25 protein-coding genes are annotated in these 24,821 nt (G+C 61.0%); 9 read left to right on the top strand and 16 right to left on the bottom strand.

Features of this window, described 5'->3' with window-relative positions; translation table 11 throughout:
* Nucleotides 1–13 precede the first annotated feature (13 nt).
* Nucleotides 14–2,299, top strand: coding sequence for a protein translocase subunit SecD (gene secD, locus FNU79_RS02375; RefSeq protein ID WP_143719258.1), 2,286 nt, complete (start codon nt 14–16; stop codon nt 2,297–2,299).
* A gap of 82 nt (nt 2,300–2,381) precedes the next feature.
* Here secD and FNU79_RS02370 read toward each other — a convergent pair whose 3' ends face one another.
* A complete protein-coding gene (locus FNU79_RS02370) occupies nt 2,382–3,356 on the bottom strand; it encodes an MBL fold metallo-hydrolase (RefSeq protein ID WP_143719257.1) in 975 nt (324 codons plus the stop codon).
* Nucleotides 3,357–3,560: 204 nt separating this feature from the next.
* On the opposite strand from FNU79_RS02370, the gene pstS reads away from it, so the two are divergent.
* The 5 genes from pstS to FNU79_RS02345 all read left to right on the top strand — a co-directional run bounded on the left by pstS (nt 3,561) and on the right by FNU79_RS02345 (nt 8,278).
* Nucleotides 3,561–4,592, top strand: a complete 1,032-nt coding sequence (pstS, locus tag FNU79_RS02365; RefSeq protein ID WP_143719256.1) for a phosphate ABC transporter substrate-binding protein PstS — start codon at nt 3,561–3,563, stop codon at nt 4,590–4,592.
* A 157-nt stretch (nt 4,593–4,749) separates the two neighbouring features.
* A complete protein-coding gene (gene pstC / locus FNU79_RS02360; protein WP_143719255.1) occupies nt 4,750–5,745 on the top strand; it encodes a phosphate ABC transporter permease subunit PstC in 996 nt (331 codons plus the stop codon).
* A gap of 1 nt (nt 5,746) precedes the next feature.
* Complete coding sequence (gene pstA / locus FNU79_RS02355; RefSeq protein ID WP_124869745.1) at nt 5,747–6,613, top strand: phosphate ABC transporter permease PstA; 867 nt, start codon at nt 5,747–5,749, stop codon at nt 6,611–6,613.
* 59 nt (nt 6,614–6,672) lie between these two features.
* Complete coding sequence (gene pstB, locus FNU79_RS02350; RefSeq protein ID WP_143719254.1) at nt 6,673–7,431, top strand: phosphate ABC transporter ATP-binding protein PstB; 759 nt, start codon at nt 6,673–6,675, stop codon at nt 7,429–7,431.
* A 199-nt stretch (nt 7,432–7,630) separates the two neighbouring features.
* Nucleotides 7,631–8,278 carry a phosphate signaling complex PhoU family protein gene (locus FNU79_RS02345; protein WP_143719253.1) on the top strand — a complete coding sequence of 216 codons (648 nt, stop codon included), beginning with the start codon at nt 7,631–7,633 and terminating at the stop codon, nt 8,276–8,278.
* 10 nt (nt 8,279–8,288) lie between these two features.
* On the opposite strand, the gene fabF is transcribed toward FNU79_RS02345, so the two are convergent.
* The 6 genes from fabF to FNU79_RS02315 form a co-directional block, all read right to left on the bottom strand.
* Nucleotides 8,289–9,536 carry a beta-ketoacyl-ACP synthase II gene (gene fabF, locus FNU79_RS02340; protein WP_124869751.1) on the bottom strand — a complete coding sequence of 416 codons (1,248 nt, stop codon included), beginning with the start codon at nt 9,534–9,536 and terminating at the stop codon, nt 8,289–8,291.
* A gap of 89 nt (nt 9,537–9,625) precedes the next feature.
* A complete protein-coding gene (gene acpP, locus FNU79_RS02335; protein WP_124869754.1) occupies nt 9,626–9,856 on the bottom strand; it encodes an acyl carrier protein in 231 nt (76 codons plus the stop codon).
* A gap of 100 nt (nt 9,857–9,956) precedes the next feature.
* Entirely contained in the window at nt 9,957–10,712 is a 756-nt protein-coding gene (gene fabG / locus FNU79_RS02330) for a 3-oxoacyl-[acyl-carrier-protein] reductase (protein ID WP_143719252.1), read from the bottom strand.
* Nucleotides 10,709–11,263, bottom strand: coding sequence for a hypothetical protein (locus FNU79_RS02325; protein ID WP_143719251.1), 555 nt, complete (start codon nt 11,261–11,263; stop codon nt 10,709–10,711). The genes fabG and FNU79_RS02325 overlap by 4 nt, the downstream gene beginning before the upstream one ends.
* A 34-nt stretch (nt 11,264–11,297) precedes the next feature.
* Nucleotides 11,298–12,203: an ACP S-malonyltransferase gene (fabD, locus tag FNU79_RS02320; protein WP_143719343.1), complete on the bottom strand. Its 906-nt coding sequence runs from the start codon at nt 12,201–12,203 to the stop codon at nt 11,298–11,300.
* Between the two features lie 5 nt (nt 12,204–12,208).
* On the bottom strand, nt 12,209–13,279 hold the full coding sequence (locus FNU79_RS02315; protein WP_143719250.1) for a beta-ketoacyl-ACP synthase III: 1,071 nt from the start codon (nt 13,277–13,279) through the stop codon (nt 12,209–12,211).
* A gap of 119 nt (nt 13,280–13,398) precedes the next feature.
* Here FNU79_RS02315 and FNU79_RS02310 point away from each other — a divergent pair, with 119 nt between their 5' ends.
* Genes FNU79_RS02310 through FNU79_RS02300 form a run of 3 tightly spaced genes read left to right on the top strand, consistent with a single transcriptional unit; the run spans nt 13,399 to nt 15,891 of the window.
* Nucleotides 13,399–14,364 carry a hypothetical protein gene (locus FNU79_RS02310; RefSeq protein ID WP_143719249.1) on the top strand — a complete coding sequence of 322 codons (966 nt, stop codon included), beginning with the start codon at nt 13,399–13,401 and terminating at the stop codon, nt 14,362–14,364.
* A 7-nt stretch (nt 14,365–14,371) separates the two neighbouring features.
* Nucleotides 14,372–15,310, top strand: coding sequence for a nucleoside hydrolase (locus FNU79_RS02305; RefSeq protein WP_143719248.1), 939 nt, complete (start codon nt 14,372–14,374; stop codon nt 15,308–15,310).
* The gene (locus FNU79_RS02300) at nt 15,307–15,891 is read left to right on the top strand and encodes an HD domain-containing protein (RefSeq protein ID WP_225429821.1); all 585 of its coding nucleotides are present in this window, start codon (nt 15,307–15,309) and stop codon (nt 15,889–15,891) included. The genes FNU79_RS02305 and FNU79_RS02300 overlap by 4 nt, the downstream gene beginning before the upstream one ends.
* A gap of 50 nt (nt 15,892–15,941) precedes the next feature.
* On the opposite strand, the gene FNU79_RS02295 is transcribed toward FNU79_RS02300, so the two are convergent.
* The 9 genes from FNU79_RS02295 to FNU79_RS02255 form a co-directional block, all read right to left on the bottom strand.
* Nucleotides 15,942–16,607 (bottom strand): V-type ATP synthase subunit D, encoded by a 666-nt coding sequence (locus tag FNU79_RS02295; protein WP_143719247.1) that lies wholly within the window; start codon nt 16,605–16,607, stop codon nt 15,942–15,944.
* A 68-nt stretch (nt 16,608–16,675) separates the two neighbouring features.
* Nucleotides 16,676–18,085 (bottom strand): V-type ATP synthase subunit B, encoded by a 1,410-nt coding sequence (locus FNU79_RS02290; RefSeq protein WP_143719246.1) that lies wholly within the window; start codon nt 18,083–18,085, stop codon nt 16,676–16,678.
* Complete coding sequence (locus FNU79_RS02285) at nt 18,082–19,845, bottom strand: V-type ATP synthase subunit A (RefSeq protein WP_143719245.1); 1,764 nt, start codon at nt 19,843–19,845, stop codon at nt 18,082–18,084. Before FNU79_RS02285 ends, FNU79_RS02290 begins: the two co-directional genes overlap by 4 nt.
* A 314-nt stretch (nt 19,846–20,159) precedes the next feature.
* Entirely contained in the window at nt 20,160–20,513 is a 354-nt protein-coding gene (locus FNU79_RS02280) for a V-type ATP synthase subunit F (RefSeq protein ID WP_124869785.1), read from the bottom strand.
* The gene (locus FNU79_RS02275) at nt 20,510–21,493 is read right to left on the bottom strand and encodes a V-type ATPase subunit (protein ID WP_143719244.1); all 984 of its coding nucleotides are present in this window, start codon (nt 21,491–21,493) and stop codon (nt 20,510–20,512) included. The genes FNU79_RS02280 and FNU79_RS02275 overlap by 4 nt, the downstream gene beginning before the upstream one ends.
* A 1-nt stretch (nt 21,494) precedes the next feature.
* Nucleotides 21,495–22,055 (bottom strand): V-type ATP synthase subunit E, encoded by a 561-nt coding sequence (locus tag FNU79_RS02270; RefSeq protein ID WP_124869790.1) that lies wholly within the window; start codon nt 22,053–22,055, stop codon nt 21,495–21,497.
* A gap of 3 nt (nt 22,056–22,058) precedes the next feature.
* Nucleotides 22,059–22,376: a V-type ATP synthase subunit K gene (locus tag FNU79_RS02265; RefSeq protein ID WP_124869793.1), complete on the bottom strand. Its 318-nt coding sequence runs from the start codon at nt 22,374–22,376 to the stop codon at nt 22,059–22,061.
* Between the two features lie 56 nt (nt 22,377–22,432).
* Nucleotides 22,433–24,487, bottom strand: coding sequence for a V-type ATP synthase subunit I (locus tag FNU79_RS02260; protein WP_143719243.1), 2,055 nt, complete (start codon nt 24,485–24,487; stop codon nt 22,433–22,435).
* Nucleotides 24,484–24,801: a V-type ATPase subunit subunit G family protein gene (locus tag FNU79_RS02255; protein ID WP_143719242.1), complete on the bottom strand. Its 318-nt coding sequence runs from the start codon at nt 24,799–24,801 to the stop codon at nt 24,484–24,486. The genes FNU79_RS02260 and FNU79_RS02255 overlap by 4 nt, the downstream gene beginning before the upstream one ends.
* Nucleotides 24,802–24,821 lie beyond the last annotated feature (20 nt).

The raw sequence follows: 24,821 nt of genomic DNA, 5'->3' as shown, positions 1-24,821 counted from the left end.
TACCGGAGTCCCCATGACCTTTAATACCCCCAAACGGCCCGTGCGCCGCAAGAAAGCCGCCCCGCAGCGGCGCAACTCCATCACGACCACCCTCGCCATTTTGGCGGTGCTGCTGCTGAGCATCACCTTTATCTGGCGGCCCTGGCAGCACAGAGACCATATTGGCGAGCTGTGGGGCAACAACTTTAAATTCATTACGCTGGGCCTCGACCTCGAAGGCGGGCTGCGAATGACGCTCTCGCCGGAAACGGGAACGGCCACCAAAGACCAGCTCTCTCAGGTCAAGACCATCATCGAAAACCGCATCAACACCCTAGGCGTCACCGAGCCCACCGTGACGGTCTCGGGCAACAAACGGGTGGTCGTGGAGATTCCGGGAGCCACTCCCGCCGTGCAGGACAGCGCCCGGCAAATCGTCAAGCAGCAGGCCAAGCTGGAATTCAAGATCGTCAACCCCGGAGCCAAGCAGGATCCCGCCGAGTTGCAGCGCAACCCCGCCTCGCTCGGCTACAAGCTCTCCGACCTCGGCCCGGCTGAGGCCACCGGCAGCATCGTGGCGGGCGCGACGGCGGGCATCGACCAGCAGCGGCCCAGCGTCTGGCAAGTCAACGTCAACGTCAATCCCAAAGATTCCAAAGCCTTTGGCGACTTCACCAGCAAGAATGTTCAGAAATCGATGGCGGTGGTGCTCGACGGCCAGATCAAATCGGTGGCCACCATTCAGTCGGCGCTTTACAACAACTTCCAAATCACCGGCAGCTTCGATTCAAAAGAAGCCAGCGAGTTGGCCTTGGTACTGAAATCCGGCTCGCTGCCGATCAAAATTAAAGTGGACGAGGAACGCGCCATCGGCCCGACGCTGGGCGCAGACGCCATCCGCAGCGGCGCAATTGCCGCGCTGGTCGGTATCGCTGCCGTCTTCGGCATGCTGTTTTTCTATTACGGCTTCTGGTTTGGTCTGGTCGGCTCTCTTGGCTTGCTGTTCAGCTCGGTGACCATTCTGGGCTTGCTGGGCGGCTTCGGGGCCACCCTGACCTTGCCGGGCATCGCCGGCCTGGTGCTGACCATCGGCGCGGCAGTGGACGGCAACGTGATTTCCTTCGAGCGCATCAAAGAGGAAATGGGCCGGGGCAAAGGTCTGAAAAACGCCATCAACGTAGGCTACGAACACTCCACCCTGACCATTTTGGACGTGAACGCTTCTCACCTGCTCTCAGCTTTGGCGCTTTACAACTACGCCTCGGGGCCGGTCAAAGGCTTCGCCGTCACTTTGATTATCGGCGTGGTGGCCTCGGCTTTTTCTAACCTGGTGTTCGCCAAGTGGATGCTGTACGCCGTTGCCAACAAGCGCGACTTCAAAGCGCCGTTCAGAATCGGCGTTCCGAACATCAACTTCATCAAAGCGGCTCCCTTTATCACCACTGCCAGTATCTTGCTGGCCATCGCGGGCGCGACCTTCGTAGGCGTGCGGGGACTGAATTTCGGGGTGGACTTCACTTCCGGTACCAGCATCACTGCTAAAGCTGCGCCGAGCACCACCACCGAGCAGGTTCGCACGGCAGTCACCAGCGCCGGCATTGCCAACGTGACCGGCCAAAGCACCAGCATCCAGCGCGACATCAACCCCACAGCGGGGGGCGTGACCTACACCATCAAGGTGCCGGAACTGACCAGCGATCAAGTCAAGCTGCTGGACGCCAAAATCAACGCGCTGCCCGGCGGCGAAGTGCAGCAAACCGAAACGGTGGGGCCAGCGGTGGGCGCAGAACTCACCCAGCAAACCATTTACGCTGTGCTGGTGGGCCTGGGCCTGATTCTTGTTTATGTCTGGTTCCGCTTCGATTTCGTGATGGGATTCGGCTCTATTATCGCCGTGCTGCATGACGTGGCCATCGTGATGGGCCTCTACGCCGTGGCGAAACTGGAATTCAACATCGCTTCGGTGGCGGCCCTCCTGACCTTGATCGGCTACTCACTCAACGATTCCATTATCGTGTCGGACCGTATCCGCGAGAATCTCAAGCTGCTGCGCGGCAAGAGCTACCGCGAAATCGTGAATATCTCGATCAACCAAACGCTCTCGCGCACGGTGATGACCTCGATCAGCACCATGTTGCCGCTGTTCAGCTTGCTGATTTTCGGCGGCCCGGTGCTGCGCGACTTTTCCATTGCGCTGATCGTGGGCATTTTGATCGGCACTTATTCCAGCATTTATATCGTGGCCCCGATGGTGGTGCTGCTGGAAGAACGCATGGGCAAAAAAGCCGTGACCGGCGCGGCAACGCCCACGACGAAGTAAAACCTTAAAAAAGAGGGCGGGCGGCTGATGAAGCTGGCCCGCCTTTTCGTGTCTTTATTTGAGGCCTATGACCACCGCTGCCTCAGTCGTGATACTGCCAGACCCCGTCCACCCAACTGCGCTGCACCGCGCCCCCCAGCCGCAAATACTCGGCGTGGGCCAAAGTTTCGGCCACTGCAAAGCGGCGACCGCTCGGCGGCAATTCGCGGGCAAACAGCACGAAGCTCAGGTCGTAAGCGTGGCGGGGGCGCTCCCGCACGGCCACAAGGAGCTCATCCAGGCGCTCCAAGTGATGCCCGTGTATTTCCTGCGCCCGCGCCGCCACCTTGTCCATCGTTGGCCCGTAGTGGCCCACCACCGCCTGCACCGGGCCAAGCGCCCTGATGTTCTCGAGCGTGGCAAAGTAATCGCCCAGCGGATCGGGCCGCCCGCCCACATATAGGCCGATGTTGGGGGTGATGCGCGGCAAGATGGCGTCTCCGGCGATCAGCATCTCAGTTTCGGGTTGCCACAGCCCCAGGTGCCCGTCAGCGTGGCCCGGCAGCCACAGCACTTGCCAGTCGGCCCCGTCCAGCGTCACCTGTTGCCCCGCTTGCAGCGGCGTCAGGCGAACGGCGGGCCGCACCCATTCGGATGTTTGCGCTTCGCCCACGCCAAAATTCGGCGGCGCACCGTGCTCGGCAAAAAACTGGTGCTGGGCGGGCAACTGCCTTTCCCAGTCCGACCAGAGCCGTTCTTGCTTAACAGAATGGTCGAGCATCTGCACCGACGCTCCGCTGCGCTCCTCGATCAGCCCCGCCAAGCCGTAGTGATCGGGGTGGATGTGGGTCACGATGACGCGCTCGATGTCGGGCCAGTGCAGGCCGAGGGCACTCAGCGCGGCTTCGAGGGCCTGCCGAGCTTCAGGGGTGTTGATGCTGGTGTCGATCAAAGTCACAGGCGGCGAGAGGTCGATCAGCACCGTGACGGTTTTCATCGGCAAGGGAATCGGGACCAAGGCGGCGTAGAGCGTGCCGCGCAGATGGTGCAGCGCGGGTGGGTGGGCAGCGGCGGTCATGGCTTAACTTAGCATCCTGCCTTGAACTCGGTACAAATTTGCTGGGGGTGTTTCTTAAGCTTTTCCTCTAGGTCACCTGCCTTCAACAATACCGAGCAAGCGGCCACCACCCCAAACGGGTCTGGGCTGAAATGACATCTGGGCTGACGCGGGCCTGACAAACCAGTGACGTTCCCCTGACAAACAAACAGCACAGTGTGAGGCATGAAGAAGATTTTGACTTTGGGCCTGAGCCTGATCGCAATGACCGCCGCTGCCGCCTCCGCTGCCACCATCACCGGCGCGGGCGCGAGCTTTCCTTATCCGCTGTATTCCAAGATGTTTGCCGAATACAAAACCGCCAGCGGCAACGACGTGAACTACCAATCGGTGGGTTCCGGCTCGGGCCAGCAGCAGATCATCGCCCGCACCGTGGATTTCGGAGCCAGCGACAACCCTATGAGCGACGAAGCCATGAAGCCTGCTCCCGGCAAGCTGCTGCACATCCCCACCGCCATCGGCGCAGTGGTTCCCTCCTACAACCTGCCCGGCGTGACCACCAAGCTCAACTTTGACGGCAAGCTGCTGGCCGACATCTACCTCGGCAAAGTCAAGTTGTGGAGTGATCCGGCCATCAAGAAACTCAACCCTGACGTGACCTTGCCCGGCCTGCCGATCACGGTGGCTCGCCGCTCGGACGGCTCCGGCACCACCGCCGTATTCACCGATTACCTGAGCAAAGTCAGCAGCGAGTGGAAAACCAAAGTCGGCAGCGCCAACAGTGTGCAGTGGCCGGTGGGCGTGGGCGGCAAAGGCAACGACGGCGTGGCCGGCATCGTCAAAAGCACCCCCGGCGCGATTGGCTACGTGGAACTGATTTACGCCAAGCAGACCAAACTGGACTTCGGCGCAGTCAAGAACCGGGCCGGCAAAATGATCGTGGCCGACAACGGCCCAGCCGCGCTGGCCGCTGAAGGCGTGGTCATCCCAGCCGATACCCGCGTCAGCATCACCAACAGCGCCAATCCCAACGCCTACCCGATTGCCAGCTTTACCTACATCATCTTTTACCAAGATCAGAAGTACGGCAGCCGCACCGAGGCGCAGGCCAAAGACCTCAAGAACCTCCTGAGCTGGATGGTCAGCACCGGCCAGCAGTACAACGAGCCGCTGGACTACGCCAAACTGCCGGCCAACGCGGCCAACAAAGCCAAGACCATCATTGCCAGCATGAACTACGGCGGCGCAAAGTTCTAAACGACGCCACTTGAACCTGACCTTTCTAAGCGGAGCACTCCATTGTGGGCGCTCCGATTTTTGCTGGCTTGTCGACTTTTTCGCAGCCTGACTTCAAGCTGACACTTGAACAGTGAACTATCTTAACGCGCACTTGTTCGGCGCTTAGAGGCCACAGATGAATGAACCCTTTCCCCGAAAAGTGACGCTCCCCAAACTCAGTTCTAAAGGCGACGGGATATTCCGCACCGTCATCGTTGGCTTGTCGCTGGTGATTGCCCTGACCTTTGTGCTGAGCATCGCGCTGCTGGGACAGCAGTCATGGCCGGCCATTCAGAAATTCGGCCTGAGTTTTTTGACCACCAATGTCTGGAACCCGGTCACCAGCGAGTACGGCGCACTGAGTTTGGTGATGGGCACACTGCTGACCAGCTTTTTGGCGCTGCTGATCAGCGTACCGCTGGCGATTGCCTCGGCGCTGTTTGTGGCCGAGTACGCGCCCAAGTGGCTGGCCAACCCGGTGGGCTACCTCGTTGAGCTGCTGGCCGCCGTGCCGAGCGTGGTATACGGGCTGTGGGCGCTCTTCGCGCTCAAGCCGCTGTTTCAGCAGGTGCAGCTGTGGCTCTACACCAGCAACCCCGACTTGACCGCCCGCTGCGCCGAGCTGTTTAACAGCAACACCACCTCGCTGCAATGCTTTTTTATGCCGCAGGTGCCCACCGGCCTGGGCTTTTTGCTGGCCGTCACCATTTTGGCGATCATGATTTTGCCGTTCACCGCTTCGGTGGCCCGCGACGTGATCCGGCTGGTGCCCGCCGATCAGCGCGAGGCCATGTACGCGCTGGGCGCGACCAAATGGGAAGTCATCAGCTTGGCGATTTTGCCGTATGCCAGAGCGGGCATCATGGGCGGCATTATTCTGGCGCTGGGCCGGGCGCTGGGCGAGACGCTGGCGGTGGCGATGGTCATCGGCAACACCCCCGAAATCATCAAAAGCATTTGGTCGCCCACCGCGACGATGGCTTCTATGATCGCCAATCAGTTCGGTGACGCCCGCGAGGGCCTCCAGCGCTCCAGCGTGGTGGGCCTGGGCCTGACACTCTTTTTTGTCAGCGTGTTCGTCAACTTAATCGCCCGCATCATCATTTTGCGCTTGACGCCAAAGGGGCTGTGAAATGGCCGTGTCGCAGTTATCACCGACCTTCAACAAAAACGGCCTGAGCGGTGGCCGCAAATCCAAGAACGCCTTCATGGGCTTTTTGATCGGCCTCGGCACCATGCTGGTGGTCGCGCCGCTGATCCTGATTTTCGGTTTTCTGCTTCTCAAAGGCTTCGGCGCTCTCAATCTCGACTTTTTTCTCAAAACCCCAGCGCCTGAAGGCGAAGCGGGCGGCGGCTGGGCCAACGCCATTTCCGGCTCGCTGCTGATCTTGGCGATGGCCGCCGTGCTGGGCGTTCTGGTGGGCGTCGCGGGCGGTATCTTTTTGGCCGAATTTCCGCGCCACCGCCTGATGCCGGTTATTCGAATGCTCAGTGACGTGCTGAGCGGCATTCCCGCCATCGTGATGGGGCTGGTGGTTTACGCACTGGTGGTCAGACCGATGGGACACTTCAGCGCCTTTGCGGGCAGCGTGGCGCTGGGCCTGTTGATGGTGCCTATCGTGGTCAGAACCACCGAGGAAGTGCTGAAACTGGTGCCGCTGAGCGTGCGTGAGGCGGGCTTGGCACTCGGCCTGCCGCAGTGGAAAGTGATTCTGAGCATCGTGCTGCCCGCAGCCAGCGGCGGCATTATCACCGGCCTGATGCTGGCCCTCTCCCGCGTGGCTGGAGAAGCGGCTCCACTGCTGTTCACGGCTTTCGGCAGCAACCTGGTCAACCTCAATCCCCTGCAACCCACCAGCGCTTTGCCGCTGCAAATTTTTATCGGAGCCACCAGCGCTTACGACGAAAACCAGCGCCTCGCTCAAGCTGGAGCGCTGCTGCTGATTACCCTCATTTTCGTGACCTCCTTGCTGGCCCGCTTTGCCAGCAGGCAAAAGTAAAACGCTGAGTAAAGGTATCCGCTTTTGCCCTCCCCTCCCCAAACCCTGAAAGGAGCTACATGTCCCTATTACTGACCGCCAGCAACGTAGATATCTATTACGGCAGCAAGCAAGCCGTGAACAAAGTCAACTTGGATGTTGAAAAAGGCACAGTCAATGCCCTGATCGGCCCTTCGGGCTGCGGAAAAACCACTTTTTTGCGGGCCATCAACCGGATGCACGACCTCACGCCGGGCGCACGCGTGGAAGGCCAGATTTTGCTGGACGGCCAAGACATTTACAGCGCTGGCGTCGACCCGGTAGAAGTGCGCCGCCGGGTGGGGATGGTGTTTCAAAAGCCCAATCCCTTTCCGACCATGAGCGTGTTTGACAACGTGGTCAGCGGCCTGAAGCTGGCCGGCATGCGCGACCAAAAAGCCCTCATGGAAATTGCCGAGCGCTCCCTGCGCGGCGGAGCACTTTGGGAAGAAGTCAAAGACCGCCTCAAGTCGCCTGCCACTGGTTTGTCGGGCGGACAGCAGCAGCGGCTGTGCATTGCCCGCGCTCTGGCCGTCGAACCCGAAATCCTGCTGATGGACGAGCCGACTTCAGCGCTCGATCCGGCCAGCACCGCCAAGATTGAAGATTTGATGACCGAACTCAAAAAAGTCACCACCATCATTATCGTGACCCACAATATGCACCAGGCTGCCCGCGTCAGCGACACCACCAGCTTCTTCCTGAACGGCGACCTCGTCGAGCACGGCCAAACCGACCAACTCTTCACTTCGCCCAAAGACGAGCGCACCGAAGCGTATGTCACGGGACGCTTCGGCTAAGCCCATTGATCTAGGCCCACTGAGCTAGGCCCATTCAGGTAGGCCCAGCAGCGCCGCCAAAGACCCAACGGAAAAACAAGAGTCTCAGGAGCTCAGTACAGCTATCCTGAGACTCGACGTTTTTGCTGACTTCCGCTTTGCTCAGCGGCCAAGAACCCGCATGACATCCCCCTTACCCATGAACGACATACTAGCCACGATGAACAGCCGCCTCATTACTCCCCTAAGAGGACACCTCAACGTCCGTTTTTTACGGATGCTCAGCATCACGCTAGAACAGATGGCGCTGCTTGAGCAGGCGGTGGGGCGTGGGGCGTTTGCCAATCTGGCCGTCCGCACCGCCGAGCTCGAGCGCGAAACGGACCTTTTGGAATATGAGCTTGAAGACCTGTGCCTGACGGCCATGGCCCAGCCGCTGAGCGACACCGAGCTGCATTTTTACGTGATGGTGTTTCGGAGTCTGGCCGATCTGGAGCGGGTCGGGGACTACGGGCGGCAAGTCGGGCGCGACCTGGAAGCGCTGGGGCCACTGGCCCAAACGGCGGCGCTGCAAGACGTGCTGCCGATTGCCCGCCTCCTGAGCAACATGTTGGAGAGATTGGCCTACGCTTTTGCCGAGCGCGACCTCGACGGCGTCAGGGAAGTGATTCGGCTGGATTTTGAGCAGGTCGACGCCCTCTACGAGCAGCTTCAACGCGCTTCACTCACCCGCATCCTGGAAAACCCCGAAGACGTCGGCGCGGCGCTGACCGCTACCCGGATGGCCCGCAGCTTGGAGCGCCTCGGCGACCACGTGGTCAACGTGGCCGAGCGGCTGGAAGCCAACATGTTGCAGGCCGGCGACTGAGTTACTCGCGCTACTCTGTCCAGCGCTTGAACACCAGCACCGCGTTCTGACCGCCGAAGGCAAACGAGTTGCTCATGGCGTAGTCCACCTGCTTTTCACGCGCTCCATCCGGAATAAAGTCCAGGTCAAGCGCTGGGTCGGGGTCGCCGGCCAGATTGATGGTCGGCGGCAAAATTCCGTCGCTGAGCGCCTGCGCCACCGCGATGGCCTCCATCGCGCCTGCCGCGCCGAGCAAGTGCCCGGTCATGGATTTGGTGCTGCTCACGGCCAATTTGTAGGCGTGATCGCCGTAAACACTTTTGATCGCCAGCGTTTCGTTGAGGTCGTTGGCGGGGGTGGAAGTGCCGTGCGCGTTGACATAGCCGATCTGTTCGGGGTTGACGCCGCCGGATTTGAGTGCTTGACGCATGGCGACCTGAGCGCCCCGGCCTTCCGGCGCGGGCATGGTGACGTGGTAAGCGTCGGCGGAGGTGCCGTAGCCCACCACTTCGGCGTAGATTTTGGCTCCGCGCTTTTTGGCATGTTCCAGTTCTTCCAAGACCACCACTGCGCCGCCCTCGCCCAGCACGAAGCCGTCACGTGAGGCCGCAAAAGGTCGGCTGGCCTGTTCAGGATCGTCGTTGTGCGAGGCGGTCAGGGCGTGCATGTTGCCGAAGCCGCCGATGCTCAGGCCGGTGATGGCCGCTTCCGCGCCGCCCGCCAGCATCACGTCCGCGAGGCCGAGCTGAATGATCCGCGCAGCGTCGCCAATCGCGCCCGAGCCGGTGGCGCAGGCGGTGACCACCGTGCTGCTCGGCCCAGTGGCTCCGAAGCGCATAGCGATGTGTCCGGTGGCCATGTTGGCGATCATCATCGGAATGAACAGCGGGCTGATCCGCGAGGGGCCGCGCTCCACCATCACCTTGGCCTGATCTTCAAAGGTTTTCATGCCGCCGATGCCGCTGCCGACCAAAGTGCCGGTGCGCTCGCCTGCCAATTCTTCCTTGCTCAGGCCGCTGTGCTCTACGGCCAGATCGGCAGCGGCCAGCGCGAGCTGCACGTAGCGGTCAAGCTTCTTGGCTTCGCGGGCCTCAATAAAGGGGCTGAGGTCGTCGTTGACCTGACCCGCGATCTGCGCCCGGCAGGCGCTGGCGTCAAAATGGGTGATCGGGCCGATGCCGCTCTTGCCTTCACGCTGCGCCTGTGCAAAGGTCTCAGCGCCCAAACCAATCGGGCTGACTGGCCCCAAGCCGGTAATCACCACTCGTTTGATCTCCATTCGTTTCTCCCTGTGCGCAATCAAGCTCAACTCAAAGGGGCGAGGTACGGCATGATCCGCAACTCGCCCCAGCCGTGCTTAAACCCGTTTTACTGCTGGCTGCTGATGTAATCCACGGCGGCCTGCACCGTGCGGATGTTTTCGGCGGCCTCATCGCTGATGGTCACGCCGAACTGGTCTTCCAAACCCATGATCAGCTCGACGGTCTCCAAGCTGTCTGCGCCCAGATCTTCGACGAAACGGGCTTCGGGCGTCACTTTTTCGGCTTCTACACCGAGTTTGTCTATGATCACATTTTTGACTTGTTCGTAAGTATCCATGCTGATTCCTCCTGAAGTGGTGTGCTTTGGCTGGCGACAGTCTACACGGGCAGAGCAAAGGGCGTGAAGATACTCAATAGAGTCTAAAATGTGGGCCGCTTCAGTGAGGGTGCAGGCCGCCGTCTACGCCGATGACTTGCCCCGTGATATAACCCGCCGCGTCGGAGGCGAGGAAGCCCACCAGCGCCGCTACATCTTCAGCCTGGCCGAGCCTGCCCAGCGGAATAGCGGCCACGTATCCGGCCTTTTGGGTGTCGCTGAGCGCGTCGGTCATGTCGGAGGCGATAAAGCCCGGCGCGACGGCGTTCACCGTGATGTTGCGTCCGCCGTATTCCTTGGCCAGCGCTTTGGTCAGGCCGATCAGTCCGGCTTTGCTGGCCACGTAGTTGGCCTGACCCGGATTGCCCATCAGGCCCACCACGCTGGAAATGTTGATGATCCGCCCCGCCCGCGCCCGCATCATGATTTTGATGGCGGCGCGGCAGGCGGCAAAAGCGCTGCTGAGGTTGGTGGCAATCACCGCGTCCCAGTCCTCGTCTCTCATACGGATGGCCAGGCCGTCGCGGGTGATTCCGGCGTTGTTGACCAGCACGTGCAGGCCGCCCATCTGCGCCGCCACGTCTTCTACCAGTTTGCTGGCGTTGGCAGGCACCGAGAGGTCGGCCATGAAGGTCTGGGCCGCGCCGCCCGAAGCGCGAATCTGCTCGGCGAGCTGCTCGGCTTCCGCGCTGCTGCGGCCATAGTGGACGGCTACATTAAAGCCGTCAGCGGCGAGTTTGAGGGCCATCGCTTTGCCTAAGCCCCGGCCCGCTCCGGTGACGAGGGCGACGCGCTGAGGGGTGATTGATTGGGTCATGAGTTGCCTTCTCTTGAAAGCTGCATCCTCCAGCCGGGATAAATACCATCTGGAAAGGTTTCAGGGATAGGATAAACGCCATCAACGCCTTCACAACGAATATTCGACTTGGAAGGTGCTGTCTCTGGATCGTAGTACCAACAATGCATAGAGTAGGCGATCTTGTTGCTAGACAACAGACGTAAATTCACTTCGCTGTCCAATCTCAATCTCCCCTGAGACTTGAGGTATCGATGAGTCTCCTTACCCTCCACTTCACCTTGAATCTGGTAAGACTCGGTGCCCACTAGAGCTGTTCCAGAAAGCTTATACATACTCTGATTGATGTACATGGCGTTCAGTTGTAGTTTGATCTGCTTCCCAACTGTTGGACTAATTTTTGGGAAATCTGCCTCCCTTTTTTCAAAATTTCTGCCATCGTAAACTGTGCCGCCCCATGTGCCGCGCAAAATACGGGAGTCCGAGTTGAAATCTATGGGCACTGGTTGATAAGTCTGATTGCAAGACATCATGATCGCCGCAAACGGCAATATAGGAAGAAGACGTTTCACAATGAACTCCTAGCATGAGATAAATTTCTTTGAATCATAACTCAAACTCCTTGACCTGCGCCGCATTCCCCACGTTCATCACCCGTGCGTCCGGCAAAATCCGCTTGACCAGCCCGGTCAGCACCGTACCCGGCCCAAATTCCACGAAGACTTCCGCACCCATCTCGGCGAGTTGGCGAATGCTCTGCACCCAGCGGACGCTGCCGGTGATCTGCTCAATCAGCAGTTCCGGCACCTCCGCCGCGTCACTTATAGCCTGCGCGTTCACGTTGGCTATCACCGGAAAAGCCAGTTGGCCCAGCGGCGCGGCCCGCAAATCGGGAGCGAGGGCTTCGGCGGCTGGCTGCATCAAAGCGCAGTGAAAGGGAGCGCTGACTTTCAGCGGAATGGCTTTGAGGCCGCGTGCCTTGAGCTGGGCGCAAGCGGCTTCCACAGCAGCTTTTTCACCGGAAATGACGGTCTGGGTCGGCGCGTTGTAGTTGGCAGGTTGCACACCTTCCAGACCCGCACAGACTTCCTCGACCACGCCCGGATCGCCCATGATGGCGGCCATTGCGCCCACACCGACTGGCACGGCTTCCTGCATCAGCTCACCGCGCCTGCGGGTCAGCTTCAGGGCGTCTGAGAGCGTCAGGGTTCCGGCGGCGACGTGGGCGCTGTATTCGCCCAGGCTGTGGCCCGCCGCCGCGAAAGGGTTCAAGTTGGTGTGGACTTGCCAAGCGCGGTAAGCCGCCAAGCTGGCCGTCACCAATGCGGGTTGCTGATTGGCGGTCAGGGTCAGGGCATCCAGCGGCCCCGTTTCGATCAGGGCGCGGAGGCCGGGCAAAGTCGATTCGGCGGTGTCAAAGACTTGGCGGACGCTGTCAAATTCGGCGATGAGGTCGGCGCTCATGCCGATGCTGTGCGAGCCTTGACCGGGAAAGAGGGCCGCAATTTTCATTGAAGTCATACTTGTAACTCTAAAGCCTGATCCGCCTGCGCCGTCCCCGCGTGCTTGAGCGGGTCGTACCACTTCAGCGTAGTCGCGCCCCAGCTCAGGCCGCCGCCAAAGGCGATCATCAGCAGCTGTTGGCCGTCTTGGATACGTCCGTCGTCGTAGGCTTCGGCCAGTGCCAACGGAATGGTGGCGGCGGAGGTGTTGCCGTAGCGATCTAAATTGACCACCGTTTTGTCTAAGGAGAGCCCAAACCGCTGGCAAGCCGATTCGATGATGCGGATATTGGCTTGATGCGGAATGAGCCAGTCCACATCTTTGACGCTCAGTCCGGCTTTTTGCATGGCGGCGTGGCCGCTCTCGCCCATCACCCGCACCGCGAACTTGAAGACCTCGCGGCCGTTCATTGCCAGATACGGTTGCATGGCGGCTCCGCTGGGCAACTGATGCGCCACACAGCGCACGTACAAGCTCTCCGCGCCCGCCGAATCCGCGCCCAGCACGAACGACTCGAAGCCGTAGCCGCTCGGCACCGCTTCAATAATCATGGCCCCGCCGCCGTCGCCAAACAAAATGGCGGTGCCACGATCCGTTTGATCCACGATCTTGCTCATGGTTTCAGCTCCTACGAGCAGCACCTTCTTGGCCGAGCCGCCCGCCACCAGGCCCTGAGCCACCGAGCAGGCGTACACGAAACCGCTGCACGCCGCCGACACGTCGAACGCCGCCGCTCCGCGCAGGCCAACCTGTCCGGCGATCAGCGCGGCAGTGGATGGAAACAGCGCGTCGGGGCTACCGGTGGCGCACACCACCGCGTCCACACCCTCCAAAGCGTGAGGAAAGCGCCGCACCAAATCCTGCACCGCCCGCACGCCCATGTGCGAGGTGTATTCGTTTTCGGCGGCAAAGCGGCGCTCACGGATGCCGGTGCGCGAAAAAATCCATTCGTCTGAGGTGTCGAGGTGCTGCTCAAAATCGGCGTTGGTCACGACTTTTTCAGGCGCGTAGACTCCCAGCGCGGTGATACCGATGGCGGGTAAGGCGGGGCGGAACGGCAAAGCAGAACCTTCGGGTTGCGGCATGAATTCAGCCTCCGCCCAGCAGATTAACATTCTTTGAACGGCTGTTCAATGAATAGGTTCCTGCGAAAACCAGACGCTTGCTTCGCCAAATTGAGCCGCTCATCCAGCAAAATAAGCGGGTGATCCCCACTTCTCAGCAGACTGCTCAGCGCAGCGGCATAGCCCTTGATCAAGCGCTCGGGGCGCTCAGCGGCGTCACCTTGGGCGGCGGGATAGGACTGACGTTGGCGCTGATTGGATCGTGGATTTGGCTGTGGAGTCACTCAGCGACCCTTTTGACAAACTGGACGCCTACGGCCCCGCTGTCTGCTTCTCAGCTTCAGCAGTTCACCCTCACTCTGTCGCTGCTGGGCATCCTGAGCGTGTCAGCGGTGGTCGTCAGCACGTGGCTCAGTACCGCCCTGATCGGCTGGACGCGGGCTTACCTCGGCGGCGTGCGCGGCTGGACGCAGGGTGAGGCCGTCAACTTGCAGCGCAGTGAAGCCCTGCGCCTGAGCTTAAACACCACGCTCAGCGTGACGCAGTGGGGATCGGCGCTCGGGGCGGCGGTTTTGATACTGGCGGGCGGTTTATCGGTGAGGACACTGGCCGAAACCGGACTGAACACCGCCGCGCTGGGCCCATTCTCGATCGGGCCAGAGCTAAAACTGACGCTGGCGCTGCTCGGCGGCTTGGTCGCCCTCGGCCTGGCGCTTGCGGTGCTGGTGGGCAATTTGATTTTGGCGGCGGCGCGGCAATGGCTGAGTCTCACGCAGGCCAAGTTGCGCGGCGAACTGAGTGAGGCACTGCAACCCACCGCCGAACGGCTCGGCAACTGGCTGATCTTCTGCTTGGTGCTGCTGGCCTTTGACATCGCCAGTCGGCTCTCGCTGCTGCCGCTGCTGGCGGTGGCCCGCTCTTTTTTTGCGTTTGACTTGCCCGAAAGCTGGTTGGTGCTGTTAGAGGGCGCAGTCTGGCCGCTCGTCGCCGCTTTGGTGATGGGCCTCGCACAAAACGTTGCCCTGCTGCTGAGCTTGCTGCACCTGCGCCGCTTTGCCCTCAGCGCCGCGCAAATCACGGACAGCCCGTCTCCAGAAAGTCGATAATGGGCGAATGAATGCCCGCTCCTTTCCCACCCTGCACGACTGCGACCCCGGCAGCGACGACGCCATCACCCTGCTCACCTTGCTGGGCCGCCCGGACGTGAACCTGCTGGGCGTGTCCACCACGCACGGCAACGCGCCGCTGAGCGCCACCACCCACAACGCCCGCGCCCTGCTGAAACTGGCGGGCCGCGAGAACGTGCCGGTCTATGCCGGAGCGCTTAATCCACTGGTGCGCGAACCGGTTTACGCGCCGCAGATTCACGGCGTCAGCGGCCTCGGCGGGGTGCCGCTGCCCTCCCCCAATGTGCCCGTCAGGAGCGAACACGCCACCCTAACGCTGATTCGCCAGCTCTGCGCCCAGCCTGGCGAGATCACTTTGCTGGCCACCGGCCCGCTGACCAATCTGGCACTGGCTGAGCGGCTCAGGCCTGGTGTGCTGAAGGAAGCCAAGCAGATCATCATCATGGGCGGCAGTCTGGAAAATGGTGCGCCCCGACTCGGCAACACCACCCCACGCGCCGAGTTCAACGCCTACGCCGACCCACACGCTTTCGATGTGGTGCTGAAAGCCGGGGCAAAACTCGCTTTGATCGGGCTGAACCTGACGCGGCAAGTGCAGGTCACGCGGGCGCGGGCGCAGCAACTCGCCGCTGTCGGCACCGCTGCCGCCCAAACCTGCGCCGCCCTGCTCGACGATTATCTAGACCGGATTGGCAAGCTGGGTCAGACGGTGGGGGCACTCCACGACCCCTGCACGGCGGCGCTGATGCTCTCTCAAGAGCTGTTCGAGTGGGAGGAGGCCCGCGTGGACATCCTGACCGACAGCGGCAAACGCCTGGGCGAAACGGTGCAGGTGGACGGCGAACCGAATGTGCAACTGGTGACGGGGGCCGATGAAGCGGGAATTTATGCGCTGGTGGCGGAGGCACTGGGACGGCTGCCGTGAAGGTGGCAGGGGCGGACATGGCAGCGGTGCGGGCGTTTTGCACTCCCTTCTACGCCGAAGCTCACCGCGCCTACCACACCCTCCGGCATGTGGAAACCATGCTGAGCGCCCTTGAGGAACGCTGCGCTCTGACTCCAGTGCTAGTACTGGCAATCTGGGGCCATGATCTGATCTACGATCCTGCCCGAAACGACAACGAGGCCCGCAGCGCAGAAGTGTTCGGAGCGTGGCTGGCAGAACAAGATGAGCCGGACGCACTTCAGAGGGAAGTCGGGGCGCTGATTCTGGCGACCAAGCACGACCAGCCCCCAAGCTCAGTCGCCGCCGCTTTAATGGTGGACGCCGACTTGGCCGTATTTGGCGCTTCAGATGCCGAGTTCTGGGCGTATGAGCGGGCCATTCGGCGGGAATATCAGTTCGTAGATTGGCCCATTTACCGGATGGGGCGGCAAGCCATCTTGAGCCACTTTCTTGAGCGCGAGCGGATTTACAACACGCCAGAGTTTGCTGACTTGGAAGCGGCGGCGCGGGCGCATCTGAGAGCCGCCACCCAGAAACTAGCGGACTCGCCTGAGGAATGAGAAAACCGCCCTTCCCATCAGGAAACGGCGGATTCGATATAAAGCAGCGCTCAGTCGGCGGCTTGCGCTTCCTTGGCGGCTTTTTTGTTGGCGGCGGCTTCGCGTTCCAGCTTGGCCTTGATCTTCTTGAGGCGGAAGCTCTCTTCACGCTCGCGCTGATCAAGCACGCCGCGAATAAAGCGGATTTCGGCCAGAATACCCGGAATCACCACCTGTTCCAAAGCATTGACGCGCCGCGAGGTCTTTTTGATTTCCTCGCCGATGCGCCGCAATTTGGTTTCGGTGGCGGCCACCTTGACCAGTGCGCTCATCACCGTTTGAAAATCAGTGGCGGCCTGAATGGTGCGCGAGCCGACGTTGATCGGGCTAAACGCTGCCGCGTTGCCACGGTCAGGAATCTCCATCTTCGGCACTTTCACGCCGTAGATGCTGACGATTTCCATATTGACGTTGTACTCGCTGCCCTGAGCCAGCGACAAACTCTCCACCGCTTCAGGACTGTCCCACGCTTTGGCCGAAAACAAGGACACGTAAGCGCCTTTGCTGACGCCGCTAAGTTCTTCGCGGGCCGCCAGCGCGTCTTTGATCAATGCAAAAAACTCGCCGATCAGAGCGTCACGCTTGCGCTTGAGCAAATCTGCGCCGCCGCTGGCCGTCTTAAGGCTGGCTTTGGCGGCAAGGAGTGCGCTGCGGGTTGGACTGATGTCTGCCATGATTCACCTCCTTTTTGAGGTTTGGGCGGTGGGTTGTAGGGGCTGACCCGTACAACCCACCGCCGACAACCTTACATCCGGTTGCCCTTCCACATCTCGTCCACCTTGGTGCCGTAATACTTATCAATCGAGTCCTTGCCGATGCGGGTCAGCTGCGACTGGGGCAGCTTGCTCAGGATGCCCCAGGCCACCGTCATCGAGTCCTCGATGCTGCGGTCTTGCCCACCTTGACCGATGAAGTAGTTCTCAAAGTCCTCGGCGAAACGCAGGAACAGCTTGTCGTTCTCGGTCAGCGCGTCTTCACCAGTGATGGCGACGAGCTTGCGCAGATCGAGGCCGTTGGCGTAAGCGGCAAAGAGCTGATCCGAGACATTTTTGTGATCGGCGCGGGTTTTGCCTTTGCCGATGCCGTTGCCCATGAGGCGCGACAGGCTGGGCAGCGGGTTGATCGGCGGGAAGATGCCTTTGCTGTTGAGCGTACGGTCAACCACGATCTGGCCTTCGGTGATGTAGCCGGTCAGATCAGGAATCGGGTGGGTGATGTCGTCGTCGGGCATCGAGAGAATCGGAATCTGGGTGACACTGCCGGGCTTGCCCTGAATGACGCCTGCCCGCTCGTATAGCGAGGCCAAATCGGTGTACATGTAGCCGGGAAAGCCGCGCCGTCCGGGGATTTCTTCGCGTGCTCCGCCGATTTCGCGCAGAGCCTCGCAGTAGTTGGTCAAATCGGTCAGAATCACCAGCACGTGGTAGCCGTGTTCGAAGGCCAAATACTCGGCGGTGGTCAGCGCCATGCGCGGCGTCAAAATGCGCTCAACGGTTGGATCGTCGGCCTTGTTGAGGAACAGCACCGCACGGGCCAGAGCGCCTGTGCGCTCAAATTCCTGCGTGAAGAAGCTGACTTCGCGCTGCGTCAAACCCATCGCCGCGAAGACCACCGCGAACGGCTCGTCAGAACCGGGCACCTTAGACTGACGGGCGATCTGGGCGGCCAGCTCGTTGTGCGGCAGACCCGAGCCGGAGAAGATCGGCAGTTTCTGACCACGAATGAGGCTGGTATTGATGTCGATGGTGCTGATGCCGGTCTGGATGAACTCTTCAGGCTTGGCACGGCTGGCCGGGTTCATGGCCTGACCGTTGATGCTCAGCCGCTTGTCGGCGATCACATTGGGCAGACCGTCAATCGGGCGGCCCAAGCCGTCGAAGCGGCGTCCGATCATGTCCTTGGAGACGCCCAAGCGGGCCACGTCTTCGACTAGGCTCACCGAAGCGGTGGCGAGGTCGAGTCCGCGTGTATCTTCAAAAATCTGAATCACGGCGTGGTCGTCGCTGACTTCAATGACTTGTCCGCCGCGAATACGTCCGTTGCCGTCTTTGATGTTCACGATAGCGTTGTAAGCCAAATCTGAGGCCGCATTGACGAACAGAAGCGGGCCGGAGATATAAGAAACGTCGTTGTATTCTTTCTGGAGCAAGGTCACGCGTTCACTCCTTGTACTGCTTTGGTTTTGAAGGTCGTGTCCAGCTCGTCCATCAAGTTCTCGGCGTAAACCATGAAATCACCCTCGGCCACATAACGGGCGCGGCTGAGTTTCTCGATAACCGAGTTCTGGATGATCTCGTCGATGGTCGCGCCGTTTTTCAAGCTGGCGTCGGCTTCGTCATAGAACTTGAGCATCATTTTCATCAGGCCGTAGTTCTTGGGCATCGAGGCGCTGGCGTCCACCGGATCAAAGCCGTTTTGCTGCAAAAAATCCTGGCGCAGCATCCGGCCCGCTTCGATGACGAGTCTCTCGCTGTCTTGCAGAGCGTCGGGGCCGACGAGCTGCACCACTTCCTGTAGGCTGGCTTCCTGCTGAAGGAGGTTCTGAATGCGCTGACGCAGTTCGGGGAAATCCTCGGCCACGTTCTGACGGTACCAGCTATCGAGAATCGGGGTGAACAGCGAGTAAGAGCCGTTCCAGTTGATTGCCGGAAAGTGGCGGCGGCGGGCTAAACCCGCGTCCAAGCGCCAGAACGCGCCAGTGATACGCAGCGTCGCCTGAGTGACGGGTTCGGACATGTCGCCGCCCGCCGGTGAAACCGCGCCGATCACGCTGACCGCGCCGTCCTCGCCCGCGAGGGTACGCACCGCTCCGGCACGCTCGTAGAAAGCTGCGAGGCGGGCCGAGAGGTAAGGCGGGTAGCCTTCTTCAGCGGGCATTTCTTCGAGGCGGGAGCTGATTTCACGCAGCGCCTCGGCCCAGCGGGAAGTGCTGTCGGCCATCAAGGAAACCGAGTAACCCTGATCGCGGAAGTACTCGGCCAGCGTGATGCCGGTGTAAACCGAGGCCTCACGCGCCGCCACCGGCATGTTGGAGGTGTTGGCGATCAGGATGGTGCGCTGCATCAGCGGGTTGCCAGTCTTGGGATCTTCCAATTCGGGGAACTCGACCAGCACGTCGGTCATCTCGTTACCGCGCTCGCCGCAGCCCACGTAGACCACGATGTCGGCGTTGCCGTACTTGGCCACCGACTGCTGGGTGACGGTTTTGCCCGAGCCGAAGGGACCAGGAATCGCCGCCGCACCGCCCATGACGAGCGGAAACAGCACGTCCAGAATCCGCATGCCGGTGAGGAAGGGCAAGCTGGGGTCTTTCTTTAGGGCCACCGGACGCGCCGCACGCACCGGCCAGTAGTGGGCCAGACGCAGCTTGGTGCCGTCTTCCAGCTCACCGATGGTGTCGTCGATATTGTAATCGCCTTCGCCCACAATGCTCTTGATGCGGCCCTTCTTGTCGGGCGGCGTCAGGATTTTGTGGGTGAAGCTGAACTCCGGCACGGTGCCGAGGATGGCGCTGCCGGTCACTTCGTCGCCCGCGCTGACGCTGGGGGTAAAGTGCCACTTGCGGTCGCGGTCGAGCGAGCTGACTTCGATACCGCGTGCGATAAAGTCGCCGGACTGCTCGCGGATCTTGTCGAGCGGGCGCTGAATGCCGTCATAAATGCCGTTGAGCATGCCCGGCCCGAGTTCGACGGACAGCGGCAGACCAGTGCTGACGACTGGCTCACCAACCGTTAGACCAGAGGTGTCTTCGTAGACCTGCACGAAGGCCGTGTCGCCGTCGAGGCGGATGATCTCACCGACGAGTCTTTCGTCACCGACGCGCACGATGTCAAACATCTTTGCGCCGTACATGCTGCGGGCAATCACGGCAGGCCCGGCGATGCGCTCAATGACGCCTTGTTTGTTTTGGGTCATGGATACTCCTGAGTAGAACGACGTTTATCTAAAGATAAACCGAGCGGAGCGGGCAGGCCCAATAGGTGCCGCTTTGCCCAAGAAGCGAGAAGTTGAAAAGGTACGGCTAGGCGAGAGTGGAGGGATGAAGCACTTTTTGCGGGCAGGCCCGAGAGGTGCCGCTTTGCCCAAGACGCGGAATCCCGAAACGGTAATCTGGCCGTACTTAAAAGGGAAGTCTAAGAGGTGAATGGGGTTAGGAGTCTAAGGAAAAGCCGGGAAAGCATTTGTGAGTCTTTGAGCTTTGCCCGGCGACCCCTGCCCCCGCCCACTGTTTAAAGCTTGATATCAAAGCCGATCGTTTCGCGCACCAGTTTGCCCATGTACGCTTTGGCGTCCACCTGCTCGGCGCTGAAAGCGTCGCTGAGGCTGGGAATCGGCAAAATAATCGGCAGATCGCGCCCACGCATAAGCCGGGCGGTGGAGCCAGCCGGATCAGCGATCAAACCGGTATCGACGGCCACCAAGCCGTACTTGTTGCTGGTGATCATCTCTTCCAACTTGGCCTGAGCGTTCTCGGCAGTGGCTTCCACCACTTCCGCGCCTGCCAGCCGGTAGCCGGTGGCCGTTTCGTTGTCGGCCAAGACGACGACCCGCTGGGTGGCTGAGGTTCCTACTTTTTGGGTCATCCTTGCGCCACCTCCTGACGAATCTGCTCGCCCGGCACGTTGTAGAACTTGCCGCGCCCGATGAGGCGGAGCTTGGCAATTTCCTGTTCCTTGCGGCGCAAAAAGTCAATCGCCACGCCCACGCCCAGCGGATCGCCGGCCGCAGCGTTGCGGGCGGCGTTATCGAGCATTTCGCGGGCCACCTTCTCAGCTTCGGCGGGGCCAGCGGCTTCCAGAATCGGAGCCATCTCGCCCGCGCCGCTGGGGTCGCCTTCGGTGAGCCGCAGGAAGGTTCCGGCGTCGATGTTGCGTCCGCCTTCCACGAACAGAGCCGGATTGGCTCCCACACCGCGCAGAGAGCGCGAGGTCAGTGCGTTGGTGATGTCCACTTCCTGCGACAGGTAGCGGCGCAGGGAGGTGTTGCGCGAAACCCGCAGCGCGTAGCGGTAATAGGCTTGATCGAGAGCGACTTCCAGATCGAGCAGTTTGCTGCTGGAGCTGTAGGCCGCCACGCCCTCGCGGAACGCCGCCGCCAGCGGGTGACCGGTGAGGGTCAGCGCGGTGGAAGCCGAGGCGAGGTCGCCACCTTGAAGGGCGGTTTGCAAAGTGGTCATCGGAATGGTGCCGCCGGGAATCAGGCTGGAGAGCAGTTGCTCACCGCTGCGGCCACTGGTCAGGCCACGGGCGATGGACTTCAGATTCACTAGGTCCCACTTTTGCAGCAGCACGCCGATTTCGGCTTTAGCGTCGCCGTCCGCGAAGCGGTAGACCTTTTCCACCGTCTCGAAGAAATTCTTGGAGAGGCCTTGATCGAGTTCGGGCAGGCCCGCGCCCTGAGCCGTGGCGGCGGAGAGGTCGCCCGACAACTCGGACTCACTCAGCAACCGCAAAAACTCGGGGTAGGTCTGTGCGCCCAGCGCGGAATCGAGGGCACGCCCGTCGAGCAGTTGCGTCCGCATCATTTTAATGCGGGCGTTGATGTAACCGTAGTCGTCGGCCATATCAGCCTTCCGAGAGAATGCGGCTGACTTGCGGAGCAAGCGTGCCTTGCAGTCTCTCCAAGCGGCCCTGCAAAGTGTTGGTCACGCCGCTTTTGCCGTTGTTGGCCACCACCCGCACGCCGCCCTGAATGGCGTAGTTCTCACGCACTTCAAGGTCAGTGACGAGTTCGCGGGCTACGTGGGCTTCGTTGGGATGGACTTCAATCGCCTCGGCGTTGGGCACCACTGCGCGGGCTTCTGCAATCAGGCGGGCCAAAATGTCTTTGTATTCGGGAGCGCGGGTCACGGCCAGCAGTTCATGCTGAGCAGTTTTGAAGGCCCGGCTCATCCCGTTTTCGCCCGCGTTGAGCCGTGAAGCGCTGCGCTCCAAATCGGCTGCCGAGCGGGCGCGGGTCAGTGAGGCCTGCGTCTGGGTTTCTAAGGCCCGGGTGCGGCTCTCGATGAGGGTTTGGGCTTGTTCTTGGGCAGCCCGGATAATGGCTCCAGCGCGGTCACGCGCCTCAGCGCGGATGCGCTCGATCTCCGACTGCGCCTCGTTTTCGAGCAGTTTATCGAGCGCCATCGCTTAGATCTTGCCGGAGAGAATGAAGAAGCCCACCAGGCCGAAGATCACCAGGGTTTCGGGGATGGCAAACCAGAGGAGCATCAAGCCCAAGCGGCCCGGGTTCTCGGCGGTCACGCCAGCGGCAGCCGCACCGATGCGGCCCTGAGCAAGGCCAGTGCCGATTGCGCCGAGGCCCAACGCGAGGCCCGCGCCCACGGCAATCAGACCGCCGTTGGAGTTCACGGCAGTCGTGGCAGGAACGACAGCTTCCTGAGCAAAGCCGGTGCTGGCGAGGGCGAAAACGAGGGCGGCGAGGGCGATCTTGTTGGTCTTGGTCATGCGGGTGCTCCTTTGAATGGGGGATGAACTTGAGGGAGAGGTGGAAGAAAGAACACTCACTGCTTGCTGATGGCCGTGCCGGTGGGCGGGCTGAGGCGGCGCAGTGGGCTATACGGCACGCCAGATTCGTTGTGATAGCCGGTGGGCGTCAAAAATTCGACGAAATGCAAACGGATGGGCTGCAAAACGTGGCCGATGATGGTGATGGCCAGCGCGAAGGCGTGAACCAAGAGCGCCAGAATCACCCCGACGATGATGCCGAGGACGCCGATGCGCTCGTACATCCCCCAGCCCAGATCGGTGGCGAGGTTGGCCAGAATTGCGCCTGCTACACCCACCGCGAACAGACGGGCGAAGCTGATGATGTTGCCGCCCTGCGAGAGGATTTCAATGATCATCAAGAAGACTTTGGACATGACCATGCCGAGAACGAAAACGGCAAAACCGATGTACATGGCAATCAGGAGTGGGCTAGAGAAATCTTTGTAGATGGCTGCATTGACCAATTGGTTGCCGCCCTGCGACAAAAAGCCGAGGCTGATCAAGCCGACCAAGCCGCCGAGCATGCCGATGGCTTCCCACAAGTGGGTTTTGTCGCCGTGACGGCTGGCCAGTTGAACGCGGATCAGCCAGCTCCACAGCACCATGCCGATACCGACGATGAGCGTGGTGATCAGGGCGGTGTTGGTGAAATAAGACGCCAAGCGCGGGAAGACAATCGGCAGTAAGCCGCTTTCCTGCTCGCCGGGTACGGTGATGCCCCAGATGCGCCGAATCCAGTCGTGATTGACGTAGAAGATGTGCAGGTGCTCGGCGAGGTTGCCGAAAAACTCACCGGTCAAGAAGCCCCAGAAAATCGCCCAGGTGCTCATGGTGCGGATAATCACGCCGAGCTTGCCCATTACATCGGGCGAGAGGTACGAGTTCATGGCGGCAAGGTTGACGCCCTCGCCCTTCTTGGCTTTGAGGGCAAACCAAGTACCGACAATAAAGAACAGCAGGCCGTAACCGATATCACCGATGATAAAGCCGAAAAACAGCGGAAAGAAAAACGAGATGATGCCGGTGGGATCGAAGTTGCCGTAGCGGGGCAGCGGCAGCATCCCCAAAATCAGCTCGAAGTTCTTGCTGTAGGAGGTGTTTTTGAGTTCGACCGGCACATGGGCGGTGTGGTGCGAGTCCACCGGGTGCAACTCGTAGCTCACCGCGTCACCGAAGCGGTCGAGCGCCGACTTGAGGCCGGAAATCCGGTCTTCTGGCACAAAACCCTGCATGACGAGGCTGTATTTGCCGCGTGCGCTCATGCCCTCCACGTCGTGAATGGCAACCTGATCGCTCAGGGCATCACGGATGGCGAACAACGTCGGCCCGAACTTGTTGGCCAGGCCAGTGCGCTCACGCTCCAAAGCGTCGCGCTGCGGCGCACCTTCACGCTCGATGCGGCTCAGATCGGCGCTGACCTGACTGATCGGCTGCCCATCAAAGCGCCCCGGCAACCGCAGCTCGCCGAGGCGGGCTTTGCCGAGGGCGGCGCGGGCCGCGTCACGGTCGATGCTGAGGGTGGCCACCGCGCCCACGTGGTCAGCGTTCGACAGCGGGCGGGTCGCCACTTCAAAGCGGCCGTCCAGACTTCCTTGCAGCGCGGCTTGCAAAGCGCTCAAGTCTTCAGGCTTTTGATAGATAAACGGCACCAAGCTGACCCGGCGGCTTTGATCGAGGCCGCCGGACAGCTCGCTCAGCGCTTTGACGGCGGAGCCGTAGGTGCGGGCCACGTCCATATCGGCGTCTAAGGCTTGCCGCCGCTTGGCCAACTCAGCGGCGGGGCCAGCCACTTCTTCGAGAAGGGCGGGCCACTCTGACTCGGCAGGCACCGCCGCAGCAACGCGGCGGGACGCGCCCAATTCGGTCAGGGTGGTCTCGGCGCGGGCGAGGAGCCGCTCGCTTTCGCGGCGAAACTCGGCGTCCTCACCGGTCAGCGGGCCAGCGTTGAGCACCCCTTCCGCTTTGACCGGCACCAAATGCAGCGCTCCAGCATCTTGCAGCGCTTCGATGACGTCGCGGCTGCCCTGCTTGCGGGTGGCGATCACCACCTGCTGCATGTTGTTGATCACGGCAACACCGCCCGCAGGATGGTTTCCACCGCCTGACCCATTTTGGCATCCGAGCGGGTGTGGGCTACCAGCACCTCTTCTTTGGCCTGTGCCTGCGCTTCCTCACGGACGCGCACGCCTTCTGCGGCCATTTCTTGCTCGCGGGCAGCGGTGAGCGTTTTGACTTGCTCGCCGGCCTCCTTCAAAATACGCGCGGCCTCGGCTTCGGCAGCCTCGATTTCACGCGTGGCGTCTTGACGGGCCGCTTCGATCTGTGCATCGAGCGCCTGCTCACGGCTGGCCAGCTCACTTAAAACCCGACTTGAGACGTCCAAATCTTCCCTCCTTTGGTGTG

Source organism: Deinococcus detaillensis, assembly GCF_007280555.1.
GTDB classification, from domain to species: Bacteria; Deinococcota; Deinococci; order Deinococcales; family Deinococcaceae; genus Deinococcus; species Deinococcus detaillensis.
Note: the sequence above shows the minus strand (reverse complement) of the source record. Positions and strands in the feature narration are given on the sequence as shown.